This is a genomic window from Acidocella sp., from assembly GCF_013044125.1.
In the GTDB taxonomy this organism is placed as follows: Bacteria; Pseudomonadota; Alphaproteobacteria; order Acetobacterales; family Acetobacteraceae; genus Acidocella.
The window spans coordinates 1-10556 of sequence record NZ_JABEVC010000021.1 but is presented as its reverse complement, the minus strand read 5'-3'; the positions used below and the strand labels follow the sequence as shown (position 1 = coordinate 10556).

Below are 10556 nucleotides of genomic sequence, written 5' to 3'. Positions count from 1 at the left end.
CGACATCAAAGCCCAGATCGCCGCCAACGCCACCGCCGCCAATGCGCTAACAACCATCATCGCCCGCTACGGCTGGGACGTGGTGCACGCCTACATGGGCCACGTCATGAACAACGCCGAAGCCGCGATCCGCCAGGTCATCGCACGGCTGCGCGACACCGAATTCACCTACACGATGGACAGCGGCGCCCCCCTCAAGCTCAAAATCACCATCGAGCGCACAACCTCCAGCGCCACGATTGATTTCACCGGCACCGGCCCGGCCGATCCCGGCAATTTCAACGCCCCGCCCGCCGTTACCACCGCCTGCGTGCTCTACGCCTTCCGCTGCCTCACCGGAGCTGACATCCCCCTCAACGAGGGCTGCCTCAAGCCGCTCACCATCATCATCCCCGAAAACAGCTTTCTCTCCCCGCCACCCGGCCGCGCTGTGGTGGCCGGCAATACCGAGGTCTCCCAGGCCCTCACCGCCGCCCTGCTCGGCGCGATGGACGCCTGCGCCAGCGCCCAGGGCACCATGAACAACTTCCTGTTCGGCGGCGCCAAACTGCAGTATTACGAAACAATCTGCGGCGGCTCTGGCGCCGGCCCCTCATTTCATGGCACCTCTGCCGTCCATACGCATATGACCAACACCCGCATCACCGACCCCGAAATCCTGGAGCTGCGCTATCGCGTCCGTGTCGAAGAGTTTTCCATCCGCCAGGGCTCAGGTGGTGCCGGCACCTTCACGGGCGGCAACGGCGCCGTACGCAAAATCCGCTTCCTGGAACCCATGACCGCCACCATCGTCGCCTCCCGGCGCACCATCGCCCCCTTCGGCCTGCACGGCGCCGCCCCCGGCGCGCGCGGTGAGCAATATATCGAACGCGCCGATGGCACCCTGGAACACCTGCCCGGCTGCGCCCAGGCGCAGCTCAACGCGGGGGACGCCTTTGTCATCAAAACCCCTGGCGGCGGCGGCTATAACCTGCCGTGAACAAAAAACTCCTCTGGCTCATCCCCCTCGGCCTCCTCGCCGCCGCCGCCGCCGCCGTGCTGGCGCTGCCCGGCTTCGTCGCCTCCAGCGCGCACCGCGCCCGCATCGAGCAACTGGCCTCCAGCCTCACTGGCCGGCAGGTCCACATCGCGGGCAAACTCACCCTCAGCCTGCTGCCCTCGCCTGAGCTCAACGCCGGGCAGATCACCATCACCGGGCCAGACAACGAGGTCATCACCGCCCGCGCCCTCACGCTGGATATCTCTCTGCCCGCCCTGCTGCACGGCCAGCTCAGCGCGCAAACCCTCACCCTGGAGAGCCCCACAATCGCCTTCCCCTGGCCTTTGCCCGGCGGCCCCAAATCCATCGCCCCCCCCGGCTGGCTCGCCGCCCTGCACGCCCAGATCCACCACGGCGCCATCAGCCTCGGCAGCGTGCATTTCGCCAATGTCGATGCCGATCTCTTCACCGGCGCCAACGGCGCCGTCACCATCTCGGGTACCGGCAATCTGCAAGGCAACAAGCTCAACCTCACAGCCGCGCTGGGCGCCACCGCCCTCACCGGCACCGCGCCGCTCTCGCTCACCGCCGGCAGCGGCCCGCTCAGCCTCAACCTCTCCGGCACCCTCGGCGGCGACGGCACCTTAACCGGCCAGCTCAGCCTCGCCGCCCCCGGCACCTCCGGCAGCGCCAATCTCACCGTCACCGCCACCGCGGCCACCGCTGATGCCCTCCACCTCAACATTGCCAAAGCCAGCCTCACCGGCAGCGCCGCGCTGGATTTCTCCCAGCCCGCCCTCACCGCCACGCTGGACGCCCGCAATCTTGACCTCACGCCGCTGCAACATCTGCTCCTGCAACATCTGCTCCCGGCCTGGCCCGGCCTGCCCGCAACGCTCGCGCTCACCGCCAGCAACATCACCTACAACGGCCAGAACCTTCCCGCGCTCACCACCAGCCTCAACCTCGCCCCCAACGGCCTGAACGTGCAGTCCCTGAAGGCCACATTGCCCGGCGCCACCACCCTGGCCGCCAGCCTGCAAATCTCCGCCGCCGGGGCGATCACCGGCCATGCCAGCCTCAACAGCCCGGATCTGCCCAGCCTGCTCGCCGCCTACGGCCTCGCCCCACCCCCGGCCTGGACCTCCGCCGCGCTCTCCTCCGGCCTTTCAGGCACCACCAGCCAGATTTACCTGAACAACCTCACCGGCAGCCTGGGCCCCAGCCATCTCTCCGGCGGCCTCATCATCACCGGCCACCACGCCACCGGCGCCCTCAATTTTGACCGTCTGGACCTCACCCCCCTGCTATCCTGGCGCGGCCGGCGTCCCGGCAATTTCACCGCCGACGGCCAGATCACCGCCGCGCACGCCACGCTCGGCCCGCTTCCTCTCACGCATCTGTTGCTGGACGGCGCGTTGAACCACCAGCTCAACATCCGCCGCATCTCCGCCAACATGCTGGGCGGTCTCGCCGCCGGCAGCGTCACGCTGGATGCCCAGGGCAACATCACCGCCGCGCGCGGCTTCCTCTCGCTGCCCTCCGCCGCCCCGCTGGCCGCGCTGGCGCCCGCCTCCTGGCCGCACCTGCCCGCCGCCCTTGTGCAACCGCGCCTCAACCTCACCCTGGCCGCCCGCGGCCCGGCCAATGCGCTCGCCGCTAGCGCCGTCGCCACCCTTGGCGCCTTCACCCTCACCGCCACCCCGGTCATCAACCTCATCCAGCCCAGCGCCTCGGGCGCCATCTCCCTGCAGCACCCAAGCGCCATCGCCGTGCTCAACATCTTCGGCCTCTCGCAGGGGCTCACCTATCCCGGCGCCGGCTCCATCTCGCTGCGGGCTGATTTCATGGCCGCTCCAACCAGCTTCGGCCTGCCAAATTTCATCCTCTCCTTCGGCGACCTCACGGCAGACGGCCAGCTCATGAGCAACAAGGGCATCATCTCCGGCCAGATCGCCGCCGGCACCCTTGCCCTGCCGCCCATCCCGGCCAGTTACACGCCGCCCTGGTCCGCGCTCGCCGCCGCCCAGGGCAAAATCGGCATCACGGCGGATCGCGTGCTCTACGGCGGCAAGCCCATCCTCGGCGCCACCGCCGCCAGCCTCACGTTCGCCCCCGGCAGCCGCCTCACCCTGGCGCTCTCCCAGGCCAGCCTCGCGGGCGGCACGCTGGCTGGCAGCCTCACGGCAAGCACCACCGGCAACCAACCCCCGGCGCTGACCGCGCAGCTCACCGCCAGCCACATCGACTCCACGCAGCTCAACCTGCCGCTGGCCTTCCCCTACACGCTCGCCGGAATTTTTGACGCCTCAGCCGCCCTCACCGCCAGCGGCTACACCCCCAAAACCTGGGCCGCCACGCTGGGCGGCAGCCTCAGCCTGGATGCCGGCAACGGCCAGCTTAACGGCTTCACCCTCGCCGGGCTGGCCCAGGCCCTGCACACGCCAAACCGCGCCAAAGCCCTGCACACCGCCCTCACCAGCGGCGCCACCAGCTTCACCGCCCTGGCGTTCACTGGCACATTCAGCCATGGCAACTGCACTTTGAGCAACGCCAGCCTCACCGGCCCGGCGGGCAACGCCAGCGCCACCGGCAGTATCGATGTTTTTGACAATACCCTCGCCCTGCGCCTGGCCCTAAGCCCCAGCGTCACCCCGCCGCTTACCATCAACACCATGTTGCTCGGCAGTTGGACAAAGCCGAAACAATATCCGCGGCTCAAACCCGCGCTGGACTGGGCGCCCCCCGCGCCGCCGCTTCCTGCACCGCCGCTCCCCGCACCGCCGCAATAACCGGCCGGCATTTTATTGTTTTTTCGATACAAACTCGCACAAATTGGGGTGCAAGAAAAAAATTAAACCGCAAGAACAATGTATTATATAAAAATCCTCACAAATGCTCCCCGTGCAGCGCCCGCGACCCCGCGCGCGCCTTTATCAACGCCAGCGCGCGGCTAAACGCCGCATCCGCATCCATCTCGGTGGTATCAAACAAAATCGCATCCGCCGCGGCCACCAGCGGCGCCGCGGCCCGCCTGGCATCCGCCTCATCACGCGCCGCCAGATCCTCGCGCACCGCCTCCAGCGTCATCTCATCGCCCTTGGCCCGCAGTTCGGCATGCCGCCGTCCCGCCCGCGCCGCCAGACTCGCCGTCACGAATAGTTTTATGTCCGCCGCGGGGAAAATAATCGTCCCGATATCGCGCCCATCCAGCACCGCGCCGTTTTCATTGCCGAACCGCCGCTGAAACGCCAGCAGCGCCGCCCGCACCTCAGGGATCGACGCCACCTGGCTCGCCGCCTTGCTCGCCGCCGCGTCGCGCAGATCGCCCCTGGCGAAATCCTCCGCCCGCAGCGTCCGCGCCGCCGCCGTTGCCGCCACCGGATCAGCCGGATCTCCCCCCGCCTCCAGCACCAGCCGCCCCACCGCGCGGTAGAGCAGCCCGGTATCGAGATACGGCAACCCCAGCGCCGCCGCGATCCGGCGCGCCAGCGTGCCCTTGCCCGCCGCCGCCGGACCGTCGATGGCGATGATCATGGCGCCGAAATATCCGCGCCCAGCCGGCGCATCAGCGCCACAAACCCCGGAAACGAGGTATCGATGAAACGCGCATCGTCAATGCGCATCGGCTCGCGGGTGGCCTGGCCGAACACCAGCGCGCTCATCGCCAGCCGGTGGTCCATATGCGTCTCCACCAGCCCGCCGCCCGCGGGCTGCGCGCTGCCATGCACGATCAGGTCATCCCCCTCGATCTCGACCCGCACACCCCCCGCCCGCAGCATGGCGGCGGTTGAGGCCAGCCGGTCGCTCTCCTTCACCCGCAACTCCGACAACCCCCGCAACCGCGACACCCCGCGCGCGCAGGCGCAAGCCACCGCCAGCACCGGATATTCATCGATCATGCTCGGCGCCCGCTCAGCAGGCACATCAACCGCCACCAGCGCGGTATGCTCAACATGAATATCGCCAACGCTCTCGCCACCCTGAATCCGGAAATTGCGGATCTCCAGCGCCGCGCCCATCTCGCGCAAGGTATCAAACAACCCGGTGCGCAGCGGGTTCAACCCGACACCGCTGATCACCAGCTTCGAGCCCGGCACCAGCAGCCCCGCCACCAACGGAAACGCCGCCGAGGAGGGATCACCCGGCACCGCCACATCGGCCGCGCGCAGCTCCGGCTGGCCTGTCAGGCGGATCAAGCGCCCCCGCCCGGCCTGCGTCACCTGCACCCGCGCGCCAAAATGAGTGAGCATGTTCTCCGAATGGTCACGCGTCGGCTCCGGTTCCTCCACCTCGGTGATGCCCCGGGCATTCAGCCCCGCCAGCAAAATCGCCGATTTCACCTGCGCCGAGGCCACCGGCAACCGGTAGGTAATCGGCAGGGCATCCCGCGCGCCCTGGATGGTCAACGGCAGCCTGTTCCCCTCCCGGGCGATGAACACCGCCCCGGAAGCCTTGAGCGGCTCTATCACCCGCCCCATCGGCCGCTTGCGCATGCTCGCATCGCCGGTCATCACCGAGGAAAAATCATGCGTTGCCAGAATTCCCGCCAGCAGCCGCGCCGCGGTGCCGGAATTGCCCATGTCCAGCACATCCTCCGGCGGCGTCAGCCCGCCGATTCCCCGGCCCGATACCAGCCAGTCGCCGCCATCGCGGGTAATCTCGGCGCCCAGGGCGCTCATCGCGGCGGCGGTGCGCAAAACATCCTCCCCCTCCAGCAGCCCTGTTATGCGCGTCTGGCCGACCGCTAGGGCGCCGAACATCAAGGCCCGGTGGCTGATCGATTTGTCGCCGGGAACGGCGATTTCCCCGGTAAGCGGGTTTTTGGGGCGGTTGGCGGCCAGTGGCCGTGCGGGTTGAGTCTCCATGCCGCGCCGCTTAGCATAAGCTTAGCGGTTTGACATAGCTGGCTGGGCATGGCATCGCGCCGCCCTTGTTGAAATCGCGTTCAGAGCAGAGGTTGGGCATGGCGAAACCGGAACTAGGATCAAAACACACCTGCGTGTCCTGCGGGGCTCGGTTTTTCGATCTCGGCAAGGAGCCGGCGATCTGCCCGAAATGCGCGACCGAGCAGCCTGCCGAGCAGCCGCGCCTCAAGCGCGCCGCGCCGCTGCCCGAGGAAGTGAAGAAAGTCGTCAAACCGGCGGCGGTTGACCCGGATGATGTGGATGTCGAGGTCGTCGATGACGGCGATGACGAGGATATCCTGGAAGATGACGATCTGGACGATGATGCCGACGTGCTCGACGCCGATATCGACGTGCAGCCGGAATCCGACGACGCCGAACGCTAAACCGTTTAGCTGAAGATACAAAAACCTCCGGCCGGCGCCCATTGCGCCTCCGGAGGTTTTTTTATTCGGTTCTGCTCAGGCTCGTTGGGGCCGGGGCGCCTGGTTAGACGCACTCCGGCCCCGATACGTTAAACGCTGGCCTGGGTTACAAACTTCGTCACCAGATAAGGCTCCAGCCCTTCGGCGCCGCCCTCCGAGCCGTAGCCGCTGTCCTTCATGCCCCCGAACGGGGTTTCCGTGAGGGCAAGGCCGTGATGGTTGAGACCGATCATACCGGCTTCAATGCCGGCACCCAGCGCTGTCACCGTGGTGGCGGAGCGGCTATAGGCATAGGCCGCGAGGCCGTAGGGCAGCCGGTTGGCTTCGGCGATCGCGTCGTCAAACGTGGCGAAGGGCATGAACAGCGCCAGCGGGCCGAACGGCTCCTCGTTGAGCACGCGGGCATCCGGGGCGATATCCGTCACCACCGTCGGCTCGAAGAAATAACCCTTGTTGCCTGCACGCTTGCCGCCGGTGGCGATTTTGGCGCCCTTGCCCACGGCATCTGCGAGCAGCGATTCCATCGCCGCTACACGGCGGTCATTGGCGAGCGGGCCCATGGTGGTGCCATCTTCCAGACCGTTGCCAAGCTTGATGGCCTCGCATTTGGCGACGAATTTCTGCAGGAACGGCTGGTAAACCTCGTTCTGCACGATGAAGCGCGTGGGCGCCACGCAAACCTGCCCGGCGTTGCGGAACTTGTTGGCGGCCAGAATGGTGGCCGCGGCGTCCAGATCAGCGTCGTTGAAAATAATCGCCGGGGCGTGGCCGCCCAACTCCATTGTCGCGCGCTTCATATGCGCACCGGCCAGGGCGGCCAGGTGCTTGCCCACCGCGGTTGAGCCGGTGAAGGAGATCTTTCTCACCACCGGGTGCGGAATGAGATATTCCGAGATTTCCGCCGGAACGCCAAAGACAAGCTGAACCACGCCGGCGGGGGTTCCCGCATCAACAAAGGCGCGCACCAGCTCGGCGCAGCTCGCGGGGGTTTCCTCAGGCCCTTTCAGGATGAACGCGCAGCCCGCCGCCAGGGCGGCGGAGACTTTGCGCACCGCCTGGCTCATCGGGAAGTTCCACGGCGTGAACCCCGCGACAACGCCGACAGGCTCACGCAACGAGAGCTGATAAATGCCCGCCGCGCGCGCGGGGATGACACGGCCATAGGCGCGCCGGCCTTCCTCGGCGAACCAGTCGATCACATCCGCCGAGCCGAGAATTTCCATCCGCGCCTCGGCCAGCGGCTTGCCCTGCTCGGTGGTCATGAGGCGGGCGATGGACTCGCTGCGCTCACGCACCAGATCAGCCGCTTTGCGCATGATCTTGCCGCGCTCATAGGCCGAAATTTTCCGCCATACGGCGAAACCGGCGGCGGCGGATTCCAGTGCTTCGTCAAGGTCGGCAATCCCGGCATGCGCCAGCGTGCCGATGACCTCTTCCGTCGCGGGGTTGACCACGCCGATCGTGCGGCCACCATGGGCCGCGCGCCACTTGCCCGCGATATGCAGCAATACGTCCTGATACATTATCTATACTTCCTCTAACTCTCTTTGATGACTTTTCGCATGATATCGATCATCTGCGAAAGCTCGTCCGCCGTGGCGGCAAATGGCGGGGCGAGGACGATGGAATCGCCCGCCGCGCGCAGCACCAGACCGGCCTCGAACGCCTTGCAGAGAATATTGAAGCCACGCTCGCCGGGCTTGCCTTTCGGCTCCAGCTCCACCGCGCTGAGCAGGCCGTAGCCGCGCGTATCGGTGACATAGGGCAGATCCTTGAACGCGCCGATCTGTTCCAGAAACGCCGGGGCGAGATCGCGCACGCGGGCGAAGGTGTTTTCCTCGCGGTAGATTTTCAACGTGGCCAGGGCAGCCGCGCAGGCGGCGGGATGCCCGGAGTAGGTGTAGCCGTGGTAGAGTTCGACGTTGTTCTCAGGCGCGGCATCGAGAATGGTCTGCTGGATTTCCTCGCGCACGGCGGTCGCGGCCATCGGGATGGAGCCGTTGGTGAGCGCCTTGGCCATGGTCATGATATCGGGCGTGACGCCAAAGGTCTGCGCCGCGAAATTCTGTCCGGTGCGGCCAAAACCAGTGATGACTTCATCAAAGATCAGCAGGATGCCGTGCTTGGTGCAGATATCGCGCAGGCGTTGCAGATAGCCCTTGGGCGGGACCAGGATGCCGGTGGAACCGGCGATGGGCTCGACGATGCAGGCGGCGATGGTATCCGCGCCGTGGAGATCAACAAAGCGCTGCAGATCGTCCGCGAGGTTGGCGCCATGGGTGCCCTCGCCCATCTCGTACTGGTTCTCGGGGATTTTGGTGTGGCGCATGTGCAGGGCGCCGGGCAGGCCGAGGCCGAAGCTCTTGCGGTTGTTGACCATGCCGCCGACCGACCAGCCGCCGAAGTTGACGCCATGGTAGCCGCGCTCACGGCCTACGATGCGCTGGCGCTGCCCCTCGCCGCGGACGCGATGGTATTGGATGGCGATTTTCAGCGCGGTTTCCACCGCTTCCGAGCCGGAGCCGGAGAAGAGGACGCGGTTGAGGCCGGGGGGAAGCATGTCCGCCATCTCGGCGGCGAGGCGGAAGGCCGCCGGGACGCCGTATTGAAACGGCGGGGCGTAATCCAGCTCCTGCATCTGCCGGGTGACGGCTTCGCGGATTTCGCGGCGGCCGTGGCCCAGGGGAATGCAATAGAGGCCTGATGAGCCGTCAAAGATTTTGTCACCGCGTGTGTTATAATAATAAACGCCTTCGGCGCGCGTGATCAGCCGTGGTTGTTCAAGAAACTGCCGGTTGGCGGTGAAAGGCATCCATTGGTGAACAAGCGGGACGTTACTCGCGGCATGGGTATCTGGCATGGTACGGCTCCTCTGATTTTTCTCTAGTTAACTATTTTAAACACCCAATACCAGAAAAATTTTTAGCGCGCACCATGATTTGGGTGCATGGCAAGGCCGGAGTAGGGTGAAACGATGGGCAAATACGCGAGGCCAGGCATGAATGACGAGACTGCATACAAGGTGTTGACCGGCACGGAATTTGCCGCGCTGGAGGCGGGGCGTTTCGAGGGGGCGCCGGTGGATCTGGCGGATGGGTATATTCACCTCTCCACCGCCGCACAGCTGACCGGGACAGTGGACCGGCATTTTTCCGGGCAGAACGGCCTGGTGGTGGTGACGGTGGATTTGGCGGCGCTGGGCGAGGCCGTGCGCTGGGAGATCTCGCGCGGGGGGCAGAAATTTCCGCATCTCTACGGCCGGCTGCGCATGGCCGCGGTGACGGCGCATGCGCCGCTGGCGCGCGCGGCGGATGGCAGCGTGGAACTGCCCTGACTACACCGTTTTTTCCACCGCGCGGGCGATTTTGAGGACCACATCGTCGCGGTACAGGGGGGCGGCGATTTGCACGGCGACCGGCAGGCCCGCGGCGTTGACCCCCATGGGCAGCGAGATGGCGGGCTGGCGGGTGAGGTTGAAGAGCACGGTCCACGGCGCCCAATGGTGCAGCAGAGCGTGGACGGGGTCCTCCACCGGAACGCCGGCGAGCGGGGCGGCCTGCGGGACGCAGGGGCAGATCAGCGCGTCATAATCAGCGATGGCCATGGCATGGGCGGCCTGCACGCGCAGGGCTTCGGCCTCCAGCATGTCAACTGCCGTGGTCCGGGCGAATTGCTGGGCGAGGCTGGTGAGGCCGTGGTCAAGCAATGCGCGTTGCGCCGGCGCAATGGCGGCAACCTGGCGGGCCAGGGCGGCGCCCCAGATTTTGGCGAAGCTGGCGGAGGCGTCCGGCAGGGGGATGGTGGCGTCCACCACCTTGGCGCCGAGGGATTCGAGGATTTGGCGGGCGGATTGCAGGGCGTCCATCGCGTCATCATCAGCCGGGGCGGCGAAGCCGGGGCTGGTGAGGATGCCGATGCGCAGGCCGGCCACGCCGTCCTCGATACCGGCCAGAAAGTCACGCCGTGGTTCGGGCAGGGAGAAAGGGTCCTGCGGGGCGAAACCGGCAGTGGCGGAGAGCATGAGGGCGGCATCGCGCACCGTGCGGGCAATGGGCCCGGCGACGGCGACATGGCCGAAGGCGCCCAGCGGCCACTGCGGCACGCGGCCGAAGCTGGGCTTGAGGCCAACCACGCCGGACCAGGCGGCGGGGATGCGGATGGAGCCGCCGGCGTCAGTCCCCACATGCAGGGGGCCGAAAAATGCGGCGGCGGCGGCGGCCGCGCCGGAGGAGGAGCCGCCGGGGG

Annotated in this window: 9 protein-coding genes; 4 read left to right on the top strand and 5 right to left on the bottom strand. The window is 66.8% G+C overall.

From position 1 onward, the window contains the following. Positions 1-979: hydantoinase B/oxoprolinase family protein (locus tag HKL97_RS01095; RefSeq protein WP_291422004.1), on the top strand; the 979-nt coding region annotated here is incomplete at its 5' end. Then, positions 976-3771, top strand: a complete 2796-nt coding sequence (locus tag HKL97_RS01090; protein ID WP_291422002.1) for an AsmA family protein — start codon at positions 976-978, stop codon at positions 3769-3771. The genes HKL97_RS01095 and HKL97_RS01090, both read left to right, overlap by 4 nt. Positions 3772-3868: 97 nt before the next feature. Here the strand turns inward: HKL97_RS01090 and cmk are convergent, their stop codons facing one another. Both cmk and aroA read right to left on the bottom strand, forming a co-directional pair. Then, complete coding sequence (cmk, locus tag HKL97_RS01085; protein ID WP_291422000.1) at positions 3869-4516, bottom strand: (d)CMP kinase; 648 nt, start codon at positions 4514-4516, stop codon at positions 3869-3871. Next, complete coding sequence (gene aroA, locus HKL97_RS01080) at positions 4513-5847, bottom strand: 3-phosphoshikimate 1-carboxyvinyltransferase (RefSeq protein WP_291421998.1); 1335 nt, start codon at positions 5845-5847, stop codon at positions 4513-4515. The genes cmk and aroA overlap by 4 nt, the downstream gene beginning before the upstream one ends. A gap of 98 nt (positions 5848-5945) precedes the next feature. Between aroA and HKL97_RS01075 the strand changes: the two genes are divergently transcribed. Then, positions 5946-6272: an FYDLN acid domain-containing protein gene (locus HKL97_RS01075; protein ID WP_291421996.1), complete on the top strand. Its 327-nt coding sequence runs from the start codon at positions 5946-5948 to the stop codon at positions 6270-6272. 128 nt (positions 6273-6400) lie between these two features. Here the strand turns inward: HKL97_RS01075 and HKL97_RS01070 are convergent, their stop codons facing one another. Continuing rightward, positions 6401-7834, bottom strand: a complete 1434-nt coding sequence (locus HKL97_RS01070) for an NAD-dependent succinate-semialdehyde dehydrogenase (RefSeq protein ID WP_291421994.1) — start codon at positions 7832-7834, stop codon at positions 6401-6403. A 14-nt stretch (positions 7835-7848) separates the two neighbouring features. Next, positions 7849-9171: an aminotransferase class III-fold pyridoxal phosphate-dependent enzyme gene (locus HKL97_RS01065; RefSeq protein ID WP_291421992.1), complete on the bottom strand. Its 1323-nt coding sequence runs from the start codon at positions 9169-9171 to the stop codon at positions 7849-7851. A gap of 138 nt (positions 9172-9309) precedes the next feature. Between HKL97_RS01065 and HKL97_RS01060 the strand changes: the two genes are divergently transcribed. Next, complete coding sequence (locus HKL97_RS01060; protein WP_291421990.1) at positions 9310-9645, top strand: DUF952 domain-containing protein; 336 nt, start codon at positions 9310-9312, stop codon at positions 9643-9645. On the opposite strand, the gene HKL97_RS01055 is transcribed toward HKL97_RS01060, so the two are convergent. Next, the coding region (locus HKL97_RS01055; RefSeq protein WP_291421988.1) for an amidase at positions 9646-10556 on the bottom strand (911 nt) is incomplete at its 5' end.

Coding starts and splice junctions, on each gene's coding strand:
- cmk (WP_291422000.1), bottom strand. CDS start 4,516: ATGATCATCGCCATCGACGGTCCGGCGGCGGCGGGCAAGGGCACGCTG.
- HKL97_RS01065 (WP_291421992.1), bottom strand. CDS start 9,171: ATGCCAGATACCCATGCCGCGAGTAACGTCCCGCTTGTTCACCAATGG.
- aroA (WP_291421998.1), bottom strand. CDS start 5,847: ATGGAGACTCAACCCGCACGGCCACTGGCCGCCAACCGCCCCAAAAAC.
- HKL97_RS01075 (WP_291421996.1), top strand. CDS start 5,946: ATGGCGAAACCGGAACTAGGATCAAAACACACCTGCGTGTCCTGCGGG.
- HKL97_RS01070 (WP_291421994.1), bottom strand. CDS start 7,834: ATGTATCAGGACGTATTGCTGCATATCGCGGGCAAGTGGCGCGCGGCC.
- HKL97_RS01060 (WP_291421990.1), top strand. CDS start 9,310: ATGAATGACGAGACTGCATACAAGGTGTTGACCGGCACGGAATTTGCC.